This is a genomic window from Kribbella aluminosa, assembly GCF_017876295.1.
In the GTDB taxonomy this organism is placed as follows: domain Bacteria; phylum Actinomycetota; class Actinomycetes; order Propionibacteriales; family Kribbellaceae; genus Kribbella; species Kribbella aluminosa.
Window position 1 is genome coordinate 726117 of sequence record NZ_JAGINT010000001.1, and the last position, 17056, is coordinate 743172.

The following is a 17056-nucleotide window of genomic DNA, read 5'->3' on the forward strand; positions in this document are numbered from 1 at the left end:
GGTCTGGCCTGCGTTCGACACTCGAAGCAGGGGATCGAGGCCGTGGGTTCATCTGATGAACCGTATGTTTCATTCCAGTTAACGAAGTCGGCAGAGTCCTGTCAAGATCAGAACGTGGGGCAGATTGCAAGGGGGCCAATCGGGGCAGATGGTTCCCTGTTGGTCCCCGCACTGGCCGATCCAGGGTTGCTCACGGCAATCAGCGGACAGCATCCGCGCGCTCGCAGACAGGGGCGTGCCCCGTTGCCCAATCGGGGTCCCGACTACTGCAGGTCAGTTCGCCACGGCGGTGTAGTCGTCGAAGGCAACGGATTCCTGGAATGCGTACCCGGTCCGGAGCAGCAGTGCTTCTTCGAACTTGCGGGCGACCAGTTGCATGCTGACCGGCAGGCCGTTGGATTTCCCACAAGGAATGGCAACGGCAGGATGGCCCGTGAAATTGAACGGCAAGGTGTTTGTCAGACCCAACCGGTGTGCAGCGGCCGGATAATCAAGAGGAAGCGTGTCATCGGCGGCTTTGGACAGTGGTGCCGGGAATAGACAGGTTGGCATCAGGAGCAGGTCGAAATCACGCAGCGCCCGGTCGTAAGCAGCGGCGAACCTCGGTCGGACATTCTGTGCAATCGCGTACGCTCGGCCCTCATGCATCCGCCAGGCAGCCTCGCCCATCACGCGGGAGTACTTTTCCGCCGTCGCGGCGTGGCCCGCCCAGGCGCGGTTGAGGGCTGCGACCAGAGTCGGTGAATACCACGTCGACGACGCCATACCCAGCGGCCCGGTCCGATCCGTGAGCCGCGCACCTTCCGCGGCCAGCGCCAGGCAGGGTGCGAGGACACGCCGATGCTCAGGGATCGACACCTCACGGATCTCGGCGCCTGCCTGACCTAACGCATCGGCCGCGGTCCGGACCAGGTTGGACACCTCGTCGTCGGCACCGGCGAATCCCTCCGACAGGAGACCGACCCGCACACCCTGGATGCCGTCACTCAATTGCGTCAACACATCGACAGTCAGGGGTACGTCGCGCCGCTGTCGCGGGTCCAAAGGGTCGTATCCGGCGACCGCCTGCAGTGCCGCCGCAGCATCCTGAACCGTCCGGGTGATCGGGCCGACATGGTCGACAGACGGATCGGCGCCACTGACAGCACCGAAACTCGAGACGAGTCCGAACGTCGGTTTCAGGCCTACCGCTCCGCACCACGCCGCAGGAACTCTGATGGAGCCGCCCTGGTCGCCACCGAAGGCCACATCGACGTCTCCAGAGACGACCGCGACAGCGGAACCCGACGAACTGCCACCGGTCAGGTGATCCGGCGAATGCGGATTACGCGGCCGCCGTTCCGCGCTCGATTCGCCGAATCCACCGAGGATCGTGTTCTTGCCCGCAACTGTCGCGCCTGCCAGCAGCGCACGATCGACCACCGTCGCATCGAACTCGGCGACGTAGTCCTCCATTCCCCTGATGCCGCAGGTGAGCGGAATGCCGGCCACTGCGATTGTGTCTTTGAAGGACACTGTCAGGCCGGCCAGGAGGCCCTCCGCCGAGCCCTTGATCAAGCATCTCGACAGCCACGCATTGAGCGGGTCGTCGGCTGCCGAGGCCGGCCAGAACCCACGCTTGCCGTATGTGCGCTGATTTGGCGGTTCGGTCGCTGCGTTGTCCGCGAGAAACTCGCGCAGGATCGCGAGATTGGTGCGCAGTCCCGCCCGGAGGGACAGCGTCTCCTGTGGGGTCAGGTCGAGTCCGAGTTCGGCGGCCAGAAGCGCTACGTCGATCGTTGCCGGTGAGGCGAACGAGCCGTCGGTGCCGTCGTGACGTTTCCCCATGTGTCTCTCCCCGTATGACTGGCCTGCACGGCGATCACAGTAGGCTCATGATAGAAACGCAGGTTTCACCAGGCAATACAATGTCGTGCCGGATGCGCCACCGCTCCGTCGGCTGGACGTACTTGTATCCCGGCCCCGCGGGCGACGTCGACTCTGAGGTCGCTGGTTCGTCAGTCGGCGAATGCGTCGTGCGTGGTCACGAGCTCGATGCCACGCTCGTCAATTGCTGCGCGGACTTCCGGGTGCGTGACGACGGACAGATCCGATGTCCGGTACTCCTCTGCCCAGCGATAGGTGTTCGTGCCTGGTGCGGTCAGCCCCGCGAGCTCAGGTGTTGCGACCGCGCAGTGGGTGATCAGGAGGTGGACTCCCGGCGTCAGGTCGGCGATGTAGGCGAGCGTCCAGGGCTTCTTGGCTGTCGCTTCGCGTTCGCTCAAGAACGTGATCGATGCGAACCGCTGTGAGTCCGGACAACCATAGATGTACGGCTTGCCGGTGGCGCTCGAGATCTCGGCGTACGCTTCCGGCGCTACCTCGCCCATGTGGAAGTCCAGGTAGTCGACAGTAAGCCCTTCCGCAGCGAAGCGCGCCAGCTGAGTAGACAGTTCGCGTACGGCATCGACGTGGGTGATCGAAACTTGAGCCTCGGCCACCGTGCGGAAGCACGTTCCGTCACCACCCACCAAGGAGGGCCCGTCGGTCAGTGGGCGCCAGCGCAGGTGATCCCATTCGCACGTCAGCGTCTGATGCATGCCGAGCGGAATCCCGGATTCCCTCGCCAGGGCCGCGGCCTCGGGAAACCATGGGCATGGGGCCATGGCCGAGGCTTGCGTGAGGATGCCCTCCCGGAACGCCTGCATTGTGCCGATGTTCACGGCATGACACATGCCGAAGTCATCGCCTTGAACGATCAGCCTGATATCGCCAGCCATCTGCACCCCCGTGCTCACTGAACGATTTTGGGACATACCGTACCGCCGCCCGGCCGATCCGGTCATCCCTCCCTTGACCGGGTTTCGATCTTTGGCTCATGATCGATGACCATGACAGCGCCGGCTCACGACCTGCCGTTCGACCCCAGCTATGGGTACGGCCTGGACGACCTGCTGTCGGTGCCCGCGCCGGATAGACCTGACGACTTCGAAACGTTTTGGCGGCTCAAGTACGACGACGCGCGGCAGGTCGAGGTAGCGCCCGACCTTGGGCAACTCGAGATCGCAGAGGACGGGGTCCGCGTCTTCGGATTGACGTTCAGTTCGGTCGGCGTCCGGCTCGGCGGCTGGCTTGCGATTCCTGACGGTCCCGTCTCGCACGGCATTGTCGTAGGCCACGGTTACCGCGGTCGCGACGCGATCGACCTTCCGCTGCCGGTCCCCGGGATGGCGGCGATCTTTCCGTGCGCGAGAGGAATTGGCGCGCGTAGCTACGTTGGCGGAATCCCTGCTGAACCGATGCGCCATGTCCTGCACGGGATCCAGGCACGCGAGCGCTATGCGATCGGTGGCTGCGTGGCGGACGTCTGGTGTGCAGCGTCCGCGTTGCTGCAACTCGTTCCCTCGATCAAGGGGCGACTCGGCTATGTCGGCTCGAGCTTCGGCGGCGGCATCGGGGCGCTGGCATTGCCATGGGACGAGCGCTTCGGTGCGGCCCAGTTGACCGTGCCGACCTTCGGCCAGCACCCGCTTCGGCTGACCATGCAGAGCATCGGCAGTGGCGAGGCCCTGCGGCAGTACCACGCCACTCATCCTGCGGTGACCGAAGTACTGCGCTACTTCGACGCAGCTGCAGCGGCCACCCTGATCGGCATCCCTGTCCAGGTTGCCGCCGCGCTGTTCGATCCGGCGGTGCCGCCACCTGGGCAGTTCGCGATCTACAACGCACTCAGCGCAGAGCGAAGCCTTGTCATCTTGTCAGCCGGTCACTTCGAGTACGCCAACGCGGACGCGGAGAACCAAGCCGTACTGAATGCGCAGCAGATCTTCCTGGCCGATCATCTGGATTGCGGCGGGCGGTGAGCGCAGCTGCGGACCACGGCGACAGCTCGTATGGTCAGTCGCGACAGCCTGAGCGTGTGCTGGCGATCTGGTCGATGGACGACGTCAGTCGTTTGCCCAACTCCAGCACCTGCTGTTCAGACACCGCCGTCACATTCGCGAAGATGCCGGTGTCGATACCACCATCGCCCGTCGCCGAGAATGTGTAGTTCAGCAATCCGCCGATCTTCCACCAGTCATCGATCTCGAAGACCGGGGCGCGCAGCTTCCATGGCAGAACCTCGTCCCGGACGAGTCGGCGTGCCTCGTCGTTCCGTGCGGCGAGCCGGCCGGCGGCTGGTACGTAGTTCACCGTGATGTCGAGCGCCGACGCTGTCGCCCGGTCCGGGCCTTCTCGTAACAGGCCTTCGAGGACACCGTACGGGAGTCTGTGCTGGTACGCGTCGTCGAGTGCTCGATCGAACCGCGCAAGGAGTTCCCCGAAGCTCGGGTTGTCGGCAAGCTCGACGCGAACCGGCACCAGGTCGGCCAGGTCGCCAACGACACTCAGGAGTTCTGGGCGGTCACGGTTTGCCGTGACGAAACCGATCGTGGCCCTCGCCCGGAGGTAGTCCCGAACCGAAGCGATGACAATCGCCGCCAGGATTCGCGCGCGAGTCGTTTCGTGAACGGCTGCCAGGCCGTCCAGCCTGCGGGTCATGGCCGGCGAGACCTCGGCGACAGGGAACACTTGCATCCGTCCGGGCGCGTGGGCCGACTCGCCAAGTCCTTCCAGTTCCAGGAGAGGATTGGCACCGTCGAGGTGGGCGCGCCAATACTCCGACGGGCCACGCCGGATGACGCTCCGCTCCCAGCGCGCGTAGTCACCGACCTGGAGCGTCAGGCGGGGAAGCTTCGGTGCGCGCCCCTCCGAGCGCGCCCGGTAGAGCTCCGCGAGGTCGCGGTACAGGATTCCAGCCGACCAGCCGTCGCAGACCGCATGATGGGTGCTGAGGACCAGAACGTCGAGTTCGGCATCGATGTGGCAGATCCGGGCACGTGCCAGCCACCCGCCGCGGACCTCGAATGGTTCGTATGCCGCAACGTCGACTGTCCGACTGGCATGCTCGGCCGCAATCGCCGTAGCGTCGACATCCGCTGTCTCCAGCCGTAGCGTGCCCTTCATGTGCACCTGCTGCACGATGGTGCCGGCGACCCGCGCCAGTGTTGTCCGCAGCGCCTCGTGCCGCTCGACCAGATCATCGAGGGCCAGCTGCAACACGCTTCGGTCGTAGTGTGGCTCGAGCGGGATGACAAGCGGCACCGTGAGGTCCGACCATCCGCTGCCCGTCGCGTCGTAATGCAGGTCCTGCGAGTACTTGGTCGGGAGTAGCCAGGCGTCGCCGAGTCGTTTCGTGCGAGCTGCCGGCCGGACTTCGCGATGATGCCGGGTGGTGCTTGCAGGAGCAGCCTCCACTCGCGCTGCGAATTCGACCACCCCGATCGCCTCGAACACGTCGCGTTGGCTGATCTCGCGACCGACTTCACTCCGAACCCGCGCCACGAGGTCCAGAGCCCCGAGTGACGTCCCACCGAGATCCACGAACCGAACCTTTCGATCCACCACCTCCTCGCCGATCGCGTCCGACCAGAGGTTCCTCAGGTGCATTTCCAAGCCACTTGCTTGCGGCTCGCTTCCGCCGTCGTCGACGCGCGACAGTGCCAGCTCCCGCAGTTCGTTCTTCAGCACCTTGCCCATCGGGTTGTGAGGCAACTGATCCAGTACGTCGACGCGCTTCGGAGCCTTCGCCGGGCCGAGCCGTCGTTCGAGGAAGGTGCCGAGCTCGGAGTGGGAGAATCCATCGGTGGTCTGGACGGCGGCAGCCAGATACTCCCCGAGCGTTGGATGCGGCAGTCCGAACACCGCCACGGCGACAATCGACGGGAACTCCAACATGGCGGCCTCGACTTCGATGGTCGACACATTCAGACCGCCGGTGATCACGAGGTCGGCGTTGCGATCCACGAGATAGAGGTAGCCCTCACGGTCCAAGTAGCCTGTGTCGCCGGTACGCACCCAGCCGTCCGCCCGAAAGACCTGTTGAGACTGCCCGCTGCCGTCGAGGTAGCGACGGCGGGGAGCGCCATCGAGCGCGAGCTCGACGTATCCGGTCGATCCGGCGTCAACCGGCCGGCCGGCGCTGTCGACGACTCTCACCGATCCCGACATGCCGGCGCGCCCCACGGAGTTCGGGTGATCTGGAGAGTAGCGAATGCGCGTCCGCGCCGGCCACGCTTCTGTTGTTGTGTACATGTTTACGATGGCGGCGTTCTCGAACACTTTGTCGAGCTTCTCCAAGGTGACCGGAGCAACCGGGGCACTCATCGTTCGGACGATCTCGACACTGGACAGATCGAAAGTTCGGGTACCGGGGTACCGCATCAGCGAGAGCGCCAGCGCAGGGACCAGAACGAGGTCTGTTACCTGGTAGAGCTCGACTGCTGCAAGCAAGGCCCGATCGTCGTACCTGGGCAACGTAATGACCCTCTGTGGCGTTGTATCGAGAGGTTGCAGAAGCAGCCCCTGCGTAGCGAGGGTTCCCGGAGGGAGCGCGTGCAATATCTGTCGTAGACCTGTTGCGCGGCCGGCTTGGAGTGGGTGTACAGAAGATTCCCATGGGTGGCCGCTACACCTTTTGGTACGCCTGTCGTGCCGGACGTGAAGAGAATCTCCGCGTCGTCCACAGGACTTGGACTCATGCTCACCGGTGTCTGTGGTTGCCCATGCTCCAGTTCCCGTACGTCGGTACACCACCACGTTGATGACGGCAGATCCGCGAGTCTGCCGATGATGCCCACGGCCTCGGCCTCCCGAGCGACCCGGGCGACATGCTCGTTCCCGAACTGCTGCGGCACCGGCACGGCCGTTGCCCCCGCCTTCTGAGTGCCGATATAGGCGACTGCATAGTCGAGCCATCCCCATGCCGTACACGGCAGCACGATGCGACGGCCGGGCTTCGCACCGCGTGCAATGAGCCCGTGGGCTACGGCATTCGAGCGATGCTCCCACTCCTTCAATGTCAGTTGCCCGACGCCGATCACCACGTGAGCAATGTCGTCGGGGCGTTCGGACGAGCGTTGCGCGAGGCGCGCCGGCACGGTGTCGCCAGTTGAGTGATCAGTCATGCGTACAGCCTGCTCTCGTGTTCGTCGATAGCAGACGGGGTGAATTTCACCTCGTCAGCGTCGGAGGGTGCGTTTCGCGGGTACGCCGGCGACACGTGTCAGTGGAGGGACGTCCTCAGTGACGACAGCACCCGCGCCCACAGTCGCACCGAACCCGATGACGCGTTCCGGCAGAACTGTCGCGCCCGCTCCGATGAAGGCCCCGCCCTCCACGACGACGCCACCGCTCAGCATCGCCATCGGGCTGAGTACACAGTGATTGTGGACAACACAGTCATGCCCGACCACCGCGTTGGCGTTGACCAGGACATGCCGGCCGAGGTGTGCATCCGCCTGGATGCGTACGCCGGGAAGGAGGATGGTGCCGGCCCCGAGAACGACTCCGTGGTCCAGCGTGGAACTCGGGTGCACGAGCGACACCGGATGCCTCCTCCAGGCTTCGGCCGAGATGTCGATCCGTCGCCGTACCTGCGGGTTGCCGATGGCAATCACATAGGCGGTGTCGGCGCCGGCGAGTACCTCGTCGCCGCCGAGCAGCGGAACACAGACCATCGAACCCGTCGGAACGCCCGTATCGAGATAGCCGACGATCCGGAACGGTGTGCCGGTGAGATCGGCGACGAGGGACCTGACCTGGCGAGCCACGGCGCCAGCGCCGACGACAAGGAGGGGCTGGGTATCGACGTCCTGGACAGCCATGACCCTGATCGTGCCGATCGGGTCTTCCGTGGACCAGCGAGTCTCCTTACGCCGGCACTGTCGGCCGCCGCCTGAAATCGTCTCCTGGTTGGCGTCCGTCGGGGTCTGTAATCCTCGCTTTGATGGCGCTTGACAGGACGTGAGGGGAAAATGCGTATCGCTGAGGTGCTTGTCGGACAGAACGACTCGATGCGTGCGGTGCTACGGGCGATCGATCGGAGCGGGTTTTCGCGGGCGTTCGTCGCCGATTCGAGCGGCCGACTGGTGGGTGCGATCTGTGAGGCCGACGTTCGCCGCGCGCTGCTGAACGGCGCGGTACTCGAATCGCCGGCGCACCCGCTGGTGCTGGATGTGGGTATCTCCACGAAACCCGAGGTAGGGCGAGCGGAAGCGATCGATCTGATGCACGCGCTCGGTGTACGAGAGTTGCCGGTCGTCGACGACACCGGACGTGTCGTCGGAGTACATACCGAGCATGCGTTGGCCGGAGCCTTGCAGCGGCACAATGCCGCGGTCATCATGGCCGGCGGCAGAGGAACGAGGCTCGCTCCATTGACCGACCACCTGCCGAAGCCAATGGTGACGGTGGCCGGCCGGCCGATTCTCGAACGGTTGGTGCTGCACCTGGTCGGATCAGGTATCAACCGGATCTTCATCTCGGTCAATTATCTCGGTGAGGTGATCGAGGAGCACTTCGGCGACGGCAGCAGCTTCGGCTGCCAGATCGAGTATCTGCGCGAGGATCGAGCGGTCCCGCTCGGCACAGGCGGATCGCTACGTCTGCTGACGAGGTTCGGCGTGATCGACGAGCCGCTGCTGGTGATGAACGGCGACCTCGTCACCGACTTCTCCGTCGGCGGACTGCTCGACGCACACTCCGGCGGCAACGTGGTCGCGACCATCGCGACCGCAAGCTACGAGCACCAGGTGCCGTTCGGTGTACTGGAGCAAACCGACGGCCGTCTGGTCCGGGTTGTCGAGAAGCCGGTTTCCTCGTGGCCGGTGAACGCGGGGATCTATGTACTCGAGCCCGAGCTGATCTCGACGATCCCGCCGGGACGGTTGTTCCCGATCACCGAACTGCTGGATCAGTGTCTCGAGCGCGGTCGGCCTGTCGGGCTGTGGCCCCTCCGCGAGCACTGGCAGGACATCGGCATGCCTGTCGAGCTCGCACAGGCGAGAGGTCAGGCATAACCCATGTGCGGCTTCACCGGCTGGCTCTCCCGAGCTCGCGACCTGACGCGCGAGCTCGGCGTCATCGACTCCATGACGGCGACGATGACCTGCCGTGGCCCCGATGAATCGGGCACCTGGGTCCGACCCTCGATCGCGTTGGGCCATCGCCGGCTGGCGGTCATCGATCTTCCCGGTGGCAAACAGCCGATGACAGTAGAGACCCCGGCGGGCACTGTGGCGATGGTCTTCGCCGGCGAGATCTACAACTTCACGGAGGTCCGCCATCTGCTCGAGCTGCGCGGCCATCGGTTTCACACAGACAGCGACACCGAAGTTCTGCTCCGTGGCTACCTCGAGTGGGGCGACGAGATGGTCGAGCGAATGAACGGCATGTTCGCAGCCGCGGTCTGGGACAGCGCACGGCGTCGGCTGGTTCTGGTGCGTGACCGCCTCGGGGTCAAGCCCCTCTACTACTTCCCGACCCCCGATGGTGTGGTGTTCGGATCCGAGCCGAAGGCGATCCTGGCGAATCCATGTGTCGATCCGGCCGTGGATGCCGACGGGCTGCGGGAGCTTCTGGAGGTGACGCAACCGCCAGGATGGTCGTTGTGGAAGGGGATGCGGAGCGTACCGCCCGGCTCATTGGTGATCGCCGACGAGTCGGGTATCCGGGCGGCGCGGTACTGGCAGCTCCGCGCGTCAATGCATGGTGAGGACCAACAGTCCACAGTCGACACAGTCCGGACGTTGTTCACCGACTCGGTACGACGGCAGCTCGTGTCCGACGTTCCACGATGTGTGCTGCTCTCCGGCGGGCTCGACTCGAGCGCGATCACCGGCGTCGCAGCTGCGGATCTCCGCGATCGGGGTGAGCAGCTCCGGACGTTCTCGGTGGAACTGATCAATCACCAGCACAACTTCGTCGCGGACCGGATCCATGCCGCTCCGGACACACCGTACGCGATCGAGATGGCATCGCACGCGGGGACCCGGCACGAAGTCGTTCATGTCAGTGCTGAGGAGATGGCTGATCCGGCAGTTCGGCGGGCGATCGTGACCGCACGGGATGCACCGACGTTCGGCCAGATGGATGCGTCGCTCTATCTGCTCTTCAAGGCGATCCGCGCCGAATCCACGGTGGCATTGTCCGGCGAGTCCGCCGACGAGTTGTTCGGTGGATATCGATGGTTCCATGAACCTGGCATCGGCGGGACTCGGTCGTTTCCTTGGCTCGCGGCCTCGCTCGGGACCGCGGACATCCGCGGTGCGGCTTTGGATCCCGGGCTGGTTCGGACGCTCGATATCGCCGGCTACGTGTCGGACCAGTACGCGACGGCCGTCGCTGAAGTCGACCCCCTGGACGGCGAGTCCGAGGAGCGCAGGCAGATGCGGACCCTGTGCCACCTCGCGCTGCGCCGGTTTCTGCCGATGTGGCTCGAGCGTAAGGACCGGATGTCGATGGCGGTCGGACTCGAGGTACGCGTTCCCTTCTGTGACCATCGCCTCATCGAGTACGTTTTCAACGTTCCCTGGGCGTTGAAGAGTTTCGACAATCGCGAGAAGAGCCTGCTTCGCCATGCGACCGCGCACGTCCTACCGGAGTCGATAGCTATGCGGGAGAAGAGTGGCTATCCGTGGACTCACGACCGCAGCTATGAGGACAAGGTTCGGGCACAAGCTCAGGAGCTCGCACACGACCGATCGTCAGACGTGTTCTCCATCGTCTCGCGGAAGTGGTTGCAGGCAGCAACGTCGGGACCCGGCGGACTCGGTATCGCCGGTGCGGCGTCACTGGAGTGGGTGCTAGACCTGCACCACTGGTTCGACATCTATCACCCGACGATCACTGTCTAGCTGACGCCGTCACAAAACTCGCACTGCCCATCTCGGCTGAGTGGCTCTATATTTGGAACTCGAGTTTCAGTCTATGGTGAGGGGTGTGGGGACTTGCCGACAGAGAGCGGGACACGTCTGGAACGCGAGGTACTGCCCGGCGGGGCCGTGATGAGCACCCTGCGCGGTGGCGCGCCGGGACCCACCTTGGCATTGCTAGGCGGTGTGCACGGTGACGAGGACGAAGGTGTGCTGGCTGTCTGGCGCGTTCTTCGTGAGGTGCGAGGCGTCGCGCTGCGAGGCGTTGTCCGGGCGGTGGCGCCGGCGAATCCGGCCGCGTGGGCGGCGCGTGGTCGCACCTCGCCGTACGACGATGGCGACCTGGCGCGGTCCTTTCCCGGCGACCCGGAGGCTGGGCCGACTGCTGCTCTTGCCGACGGAATTGCCCACCAGGTCATCGCCGGTTCGGATTTGCTGATCGACCTGCACTCGGCCGGGCTGCGCTACAGCATGCCGCTGTTCTGTGGGGTGAACCAGGAGCCCGTCGACGGGGTGGCTCTGCGTGCCGCAGTCGTGTTCGAGGCGCCGATGATCTGGCTGCACGAGTCGTGGCCGCCCGGGCGAAGTCTGACCGCGGCGATGGAGCTCGGCGTTCCGGCTGTGTACGTCGAGTGCGGGGGCGGTGGAGGAATTCGGTCTGCCGAGCTGGACGCCTATGTGACCGGTGTGCTGTCGGTGATGGGGGATCTCGGAATGGTGCCGACGTGCCGTGCCGATCGGCGCCCGACTCGATGGGTGAGTGGCTCGGGAGACCTGGACTCCGGCGTAGCGTCGCCATGCGCAGGCCTGTTCTCGACGACGGCTGTTGCGGGTGAACTCATGGCGGAGGGCAGCGAAGTGGGCCGGTTGTTCAACTACCAGGGTGATCTGCTCGAGGTGGTTCGCGCGCCGCGTCCGGGCGTCCTGATGTTTCTGCGCAGGCACGCCCGGGTCAAGTTGGGGGATGTCCTGTTCGTGCTGGCAGTTCCGTGCGACGGGCCGTGACCATGGCGGGCGATCGGAGTGGGTTGAGTCGGTTCGCGCACGGGCTTCCGGCGGTACGGGAGTTCGTGTGTTTGGGGGAAGGTGGGACGCCGGTCGTCGACCTGCCTGCGCTGGCGCGGCGTTTGGGCGTGCGGTCGGTATCGGCGAAGCTGGAGACCTCGAATCCCACCGGGTCGTACAAGGACCGGGTGGCGGCACTTTCGATGTCGCTGGCGCGGAGCCAGGGATATCGCGGGTGGATCGCGACGTCGTCAGGGAACGCCGGGATGGCGATGGCGGCGTACGGCGCGCGAGCGGGGATTCCCGGGTTCCTCTGCCTGGCGGGATCGGTTCCTCCGGAGAAGTCGCTGCCGTTGCTTGCCTTCGGCGCCGACGCCGTCCGGGTGGTCAGGGTCAACGGCGCGGGGCGCCCCGAGGTCGACGGCGACATGTTCGACCAGGTCCGGGATGCAGCGGCCAGACACAGGCTGTATTTAGGCGTCACCCTGCACGCCTTTAACCCGCAGGGTATGCGCGGAATCGACACGATCGCCTACGAGCTCGCCGAGCAGGTGCCGAAGGCAACCCACGTGTATGCCCCTGTGGGCGGCGGCGGACTGGTGGTCGCGCTCGCCCGCGGCCTCGCCGCACGAGGTCTGGACCCGCGACTCGTCGCATGTCAGCCGTCCGGTTGTGCGCCGGTTGTCCGCTTCCTGGCCGGTGAGATCCCAGCGGTCGCGATCGAACGCAGCGAGAGCGAGATCTCTGCGCTGCAGTTGCCGCGTCCGCCCGACGGCGAGGCCGCAGCCGAGGCGGTGGCTCGTTCGCAGGGCTGGGGAACGGCAATTGACGATGCGACGATCTTGGTGGCACAGCGCTGGCTGGCCGCCGCGGAAGGCCTGTTCGTCGAGCCGGCGGCGGCCGTCACGGTGGCAGCATTGGTCGCCGATGCGGACAGCGAGCGTCTCGGACCGGACGCCCGGCCGGTACTGATCCTCACCGGCGGCGGTTGGAAGGACCTCGGCCGATTCGCCCCGGACGCGGCGCGTCTGAAGGCGATCGACATCGGCCGCGTCTCCCGGGACATCGATGAGTGGGTCGACTCTGGCGGTGCGGATTGACGATTGGCCGGAGCGCTGCCAAGCTGACTTTGAAACGGCGGTTCCAAACCCAGCCCAGGTGGCTTTGACTCGACCAGGACGCGTGACCAGTGGTGCGACGCACGGCTCTCGTAACTGGCGGCGCGACCGGAATCGGCGCCGCGATCAGCTTCCGGCTGCTGGCCGAAGGGCTGAACGTGTACGTCGTCCAGCGTTGCGAGGCGGAGGTGGTCGCGGGCGAGCAACTGTTCCACGAATCCTCCGGGATCTGTCTCGGAGCGCATGACCTCGGAGAGGCGAAGGAGTGCGCGTGGGCTGTTCAGGCCTGCGTCGCGCAGTTCGGCGGATTGGATGTCCTGGTCAACAATGCCGGTGTCACCGGCGCGGCTGCGGTCGATGCACTCGGCAACTTCAGCGACCAGCGCATCGATCAGGTGATCGACGTCAACCTGAAGGCTCCGCTCCGTCTGGTTCGCGAAGCGCTCCCGCACTTGACTCACGCCGCCGGCGTCGTGGTGAACATCGGCTCGACGGCCGGGCGGCAAGCCCAAACGAATGCCGCGGCCTACGTGTCGAGCAAAGCTGGCATCGACGGACTGACCCGGGCTCTGGCTCACGACCTTGCCGGTCTGGGAGTGCGGGTCGTCTGCGTCGCGCCCGGAGACGTGGACACCGGGACGAGCCGCGTGCCTGACTACGTTGCCGAGCGAGCCGCGTCCTGGTCGAAGGCGGCACCCTTATCGCGGCCGATCCAGCCGAATGACGTCGCGTCCGCAGTTGCCTGGGTCATCTCCCCCGACGCCGCTGCGGTGACTGGATCGACGATCTACGTCGATGGCGGACTGACGACTTACTGACTCGGTGCTGGGAAGACTTGCCGAGTCCGGCCCTGGCCTACGGTCGGTATCACGAAGGCGCTTCCGGCCTGCCGCCGACCGGCATCCTCGGGAGGAATGTCCATGGCGGCTGTCGTGAGGAAGAGGGCACTCAGCTCCGGCCACCGAAACGTGCAGCTCGATACGTTGGGCGTCGGAAGGAAAGTGGTCGCCACCGGGCGTCTGAGCGGATCGTAGCGGCGGACCTGCGATCGTCCCCAGACGGCGAGCCAGAGGAAGCCATCCGCGTCGACTGTCAGTCCATCGGGTAACCCTTCGGCCTTGGACCGTCGGCCAACCGAGCGATGCTGCCGTTGTTGTCCAGTCGGTGCAGCGCGCCGGGGCACTTGCCGTGGGGGTGCGGCGGCGGTCCCGGCCAGGCACTGCCCCCGCGCGTCTCGCTGTCCGTCATTGAACTGGGTGGGCAGGTCCGGCTCCACTGATCGCCAGAGGCTCGGTCGTTGGCGGACCGGCGTAACCCGCCTCCCTTGACCGCAGCTGTCCGTGTCCGTAGCGTTGCTCGAAGAATAGCATGGTCATTTCACTCAGTGAAACGAGGGTGGAAACAGTGACGACATACGACGAACGTCGGGTGAATGTCCGTTCCGAGGAGCTGCGCGCCCGCGCACTCGGGCGCTCTCCGGGCGGTGTGCATTCCAATGTCCGGCTGCGCGGACCACAGCCGTTCATTCGCTCCGCCAAAGGAGCCTGGCTGTTCGACGTCGACGGGCGTGACTACGTTGACTACCTCCTGGGGCAAGGCCCCAATTTCCTTGGCCATGCTCCGGCTCCTGTCGTCCAGGCGGTCTTCCAGGCCTGCCAAGGTGGGCTGCTGTACGGCGGACAGCACGAGCTCGAGGTGCAAGCCGCAGAGCTGGTGTGCTCGGTCGCGGGCTGGCCCGAGATGGTCCGCTTCTGCAGCAGCGGCACGGAGGCGGTTCAAGCGGCGCTGCGACTCGCCAGGGCCACCACCGGCAGGACCGAGATCCTCCGATTCCAAGGGCACTACCACGGGTGGCTCGACAACGTCCTGACCAGGGAGCGTGGCGGAACGTGGGGAGTCGCGAGCGAAGGTCAGGTCGTGGACCATCTCCGGGAGTCCCACATCGTGCCGTGGAACGAGGCCGATCTGCTGGCCGCCGAGTTCGAGAAGTACGGAGACCGGCTGGCCGCGTTGATCATGGAACCCATCATGATCAACGCCGGCGTGATCGAGCCTTTACCCGGATACCTGCAGAAGGTTCGAGATCTCTGCGACAGCTACGGCGTTGTGCTGATCTTCGACGAGGTCATCTCCGGATTCCGCGTAGGTCTCGGCGGTGCGGTCGAGCGGTACGGCGTGACGCCGGACCTGGCCACCTATGGCAAGGCGTTCGCCGGGGGTTTCCCGGTCGCGGCCGTCGTCGGGCGGGAGGACCTGATGGTCAGGTTCGGCACCGGAGAGGTGAACCACTCCGGTACGTTCAATGCCTCGGTGATGGCCATGGCCGCCGTGACCGCGACGCTCACGGTTCTGCGCGACCAATCGCCGTACACGAGGGTCGACGAGCATGGGCGCGCGCTCATGGCGGGTCTGCTCGACATCACTGCGCGGCACGACGTGGACCTGCGGGTCGCGGGTTTGCCGGCGGCATTCCACGTATCGTTCGGCGACGCCGACGTGAGGGACTACAAGAGCTTGCAGAACCTCGATCTGGCACGCTACGAACGGCTCGCGGCAGCATTGGTGGACAACGGGATCTGGCTGACCGGACGGGGCGTTTGGTATGTATCGGCTGCTCACGGGCAACGAGAGCTGGATGCCGCTCTGACTCGCTTCGACAAGACTCTTGGCGAGTGGAACACGAAGGCTGGCCGGTAGACCATGCGACTTGCGTTGCTGGGGATATACCACGAGACGAACACCTTTTCGCCGATCCACGCGGATCGCGAGTTGTTCAGTGCGGGTGGCGTGTGGCGGGGCGCCGAGATCGTCGAGGCGTACGCCACGTCATCCACGACGAACGGTGGATTTCTCGTCGCCGGCGCCGAGCTGGGTGTCGAAGTCATCCCACTGATGTTCGCGTTTGTCACGCCCACTGGGCCGATCACTGCCGATGCGTTCGACCGGCTCGTCGGCGAGATGATCGACATGTTGCGCGCGCAAGGTCCCTGGGACGGGGTATTGCTGAACCTGCACGGAGCAGCGGTCGCCGAGAACTTCGTGGATGCGGACGCCGAGATCGCGGCAAGAGTTCGTGCTGAGGTCGGGGCCGGCGTACCGGTCGGTGCCGTCCTCGACATGCATGCCAACCTCACCCAGCGACTGCTGGACGCATTGACGGTGACCTTGGTCTACCAGACGAACCCGCATGTCGACGCGAAGCAGCAGGCCATCCGGTGCACGCAGCTGATCGTGCGGGCGATTCGCGGAGAGATCCAGCCGCAGCAGGCCATGATGGCGTTGCCACTGGTTGCCAACATCGCGTGTCAGGACACCGGTGAGCAGCCGATGGCGATGCTGTTGGCGAAGGCCCGGGACATCGCCGCGCGCGCGGGTCTCCTGTCCCTGAGCGTCCTAGAGGGTTTCCCGTACGCCGACGTGCCGCAGCTGGGCATGTCCTGTCTGGCCATCCACGACGGCGATCTCGAGGTCGCCCGGAGATCCGCACACGAGCTTGCCGCGGCTGTGTGGGCACAGCGGCGGGAGCTTCAAGTGACCGGTATGTCCGTCGATGAGGCGCTGGACGCCGCAGCCGCGGAGCGGAGTGGACCAGTGGTGCTGCTCGATGCCGGGGACAACATCGGCGGCGGTTCGCCCGGAGACTCCACGGTCATCCTTGGCGCCGCAGTTCGGTCTGGTCAGCGATCTTTCGTGCAGGTCCTGTGCGATCCGAAGTCGGCGCGACAGTGCATAGATGTCGGAGTCGGCGCGGAGCTGAGTCTCGTGATCGGCGCCTGGCAGTCGCATTCCGCGGGTGAGCCTGTCCCTGTCCACGGTCGAGTGCGCGCGGTTTCCGACGGCCGGTTCGAGGAACCGACACCGACGCATGGCGGATTTCGGTTCTTCGACATGGGGCCTACGGCGGTGCTCGACACCACGGCCGGGCACACCCTGATCCTGACGTCGACGGCCGTCATGAGTACGAGTTGCCAACAGCTGTTGTCGGTCGGCGTCGTCCCGTCGGCGTACCGCATCGTCGTGGCCAAAGGTGTCAACTCGCCTCGGGCGGGCTACGCTCCGATCGCGGCGCGGATGATCGTGGTCGACACCGACGGGATCACCGCGATGGACCTGAGCCGCTTCGACTACCGGCACCGTCGAAGGCCGCTGTATCCCTTTGAGGATGAGGCCTTTCCGACATCCGCATAGGTGGTGGCCGGT

General features: G+C 65.5%; 14 protein-coding genes. 8 read left to right on the plus strand and 6 right to left on the minus strand.

All coding sequences use genetic code 11. The features are described from left to right. Nucleotides 1-273: 273 nt before the first annotated feature. Nucleotides 274-1827, minus strand: a complete 1554-nt coding sequence (locus tag JOF29_RS03555) for an amidase family protein (protein WP_209692786.1) — start codon at nucleotides 1825-1827, stop codon at nucleotides 274-276. 170 nt (nucleotides 1828-1997) lie between these two features. Next, the gene (locus tag JOF29_RS03560; protein ID WP_209692787.1) at nucleotides 1998-2777 is read right to left on the minus strand and encodes a carbohydrate deacetylase; all 780 of its coding nucleotides are present in this window, start codon (nucleotides 2775-2777) and stop codon (nucleotides 1998-2000) included. Between the two features lie 87 nt (nucleotides 2778-2864). Here JOF29_RS03560 and JOF29_RS03565 point away from each other — a divergent pair, with 87 nt between their 5' ends. Beyond that, nucleotides 2865-3842 (plus strand): acetylxylan esterase, encoded by a 978-nt coding sequence (locus JOF29_RS03565; protein ID WP_209692788.1) that lies wholly within the window; start codon nucleotides 2865-2867, stop codon nucleotides 3840-3842. 34 nt (nucleotides 3843-3876) lie between these two features. On the opposite strand, the gene JOF29_RS03570 is transcribed toward JOF29_RS03565, so the two are convergent. The 3 genes from JOF29_RS03570 to JOF29_RS03580 are packed head-to-tail and all read right to left on the minus strand — an operon-like array spanning nucleotide 3877 to nucleotide 7685. Next, nucleotides 3877-6312, minus strand: coding sequence for a class I adenylate-forming enzyme family protein (locus JOF29_RS03570; RefSeq protein ID WP_209692789.1), 2436 nt, complete (start codon nucleotides 6310-6312; stop codon nucleotides 3877-3879). After that, a complete protein-coding gene (locus JOF29_RS44310) occupies nucleotides 6282-6986 on the minus strand; it encodes a class I adenylate-forming enzyme family protein (protein WP_209692790.1) in 705 nt (234 codons plus the stop codon). The genes JOF29_RS03570 and JOF29_RS44310 overlap by 31 nt, the downstream gene beginning before the upstream one ends. 54 nt (nucleotides 6987-7040) lie before the next feature. Further along, entirely contained in the window at nucleotides 7041-7685 is a 645-nt protein-coding gene (locus JOF29_RS03580) for a NeuD/PglB/VioB family sugar acetyltransferase (RefSeq protein ID WP_209692791.1), read from the minus strand. A 150-nt stretch (nucleotides 7686-7835) separates the two neighbouring features. On the opposite strand from JOF29_RS03580, the gene JOF29_RS03585 reads away from it, so the two are divergent. The 5 genes from JOF29_RS03585 (at nucleotide 7836) to JOF29_RS03605 (ending at nucleotide 13674) form a co-directional block, all read left to right on the plus strand. Then, the gene (locus tag JOF29_RS03585; protein WP_209692792.1) at nucleotides 7836-8879 is read left to right on the plus strand and encodes a nucleotidyltransferase family protein; all 1044 of its coding nucleotides are present in this window, start codon (nucleotides 7836-7838) and stop codon (nucleotides 8877-8879) included. A gap of 3 nt (nucleotides 8880-8882) precedes the next feature. Further along, nucleotides 8883-10715, plus strand: a complete 1833-nt coding sequence (gene asnB, locus JOF29_RS03590) for an asparagine synthase (glutamine-hydrolyzing) (RefSeq protein WP_209692793.1) — start codon at nucleotides 8883-8885, stop codon at nucleotides 10713-10715. A gap of 93 nt (nucleotides 10716-10808) precedes the next feature. Further along, nucleotides 10809-11738, plus strand: coding sequence for a succinylglutamate desuccinylase/aspartoacylase family protein (locus JOF29_RS03595; RefSeq protein WP_209692794.1), 930 nt, complete (start codon nucleotides 10809-10811; stop codon nucleotides 11736-11738). Nucleotides 11739-11761: 23 nt separating this feature from the next. Next, on the plus strand, nucleotides 11762-12838 hold the full coding sequence (locus JOF29_RS03600) for a pyridoxal-phosphate dependent enzyme (protein WP_209692795.1): 1077 nt from the start codon (nucleotides 11762-11764) through the stop codon (nucleotides 12836-12838). Between the two features lie 92 nt (nucleotides 12839-12930). Beyond that, the gene (locus JOF29_RS03605; protein WP_307863539.1) at nucleotides 12931-13674 is read left to right on the plus strand and encodes an SDR family NAD(P)-dependent oxidoreductase; all 744 of its coding nucleotides are present in this window, start codon (nucleotides 12931-12933) and stop codon (nucleotides 13672-13674) included. On the opposite strand, the gene JOF29_RS45865 is transcribed toward JOF29_RS03605, so the two are convergent. Beyond that, nucleotides 13668-14132 (minus strand): SMP-30/gluconolactonase/LRE family protein, encoded by a 465-nt coding sequence (locus JOF29_RS45865; RefSeq protein WP_209692797.1) that lies wholly within the window; start codon nucleotides 14130-14132, stop codon nucleotides 13668-13670. The two genes, JOF29_RS03605 and JOF29_RS45865, sit on opposite strands and share 7 nt — an antisense overlap. Nucleotides 14133-14224: 92 nt before the next feature. Between JOF29_RS45865 and JOF29_RS03615 the strand changes: the two genes are divergently transcribed. Together JOF29_RS03615 and JOF29_RS03620 are read left to right on the plus strand one after the other, a co-directional pair. Further along, on the plus strand, nucleotides 14225-15553 hold the full coding sequence (locus JOF29_RS03615; RefSeq protein ID WP_209692798.1) for an aspartate aminotransferase family protein: 1329 nt from the start codon (nucleotides 14225-14227) through the stop codon (nucleotides 15551-15553). A gap of 3 nt (nucleotides 15554-15556) precedes the next feature. Then, a complete protein-coding gene (locus tag JOF29_RS03620; protein WP_209692799.1) occupies nucleotides 15557-17044 on the plus strand; it encodes a M81 family metallopeptidase in 1488 nt (495 codons plus the stop codon). The last annotated feature ends 12 nt before the right edge of the window (nucleotides 17045-17056 follow it).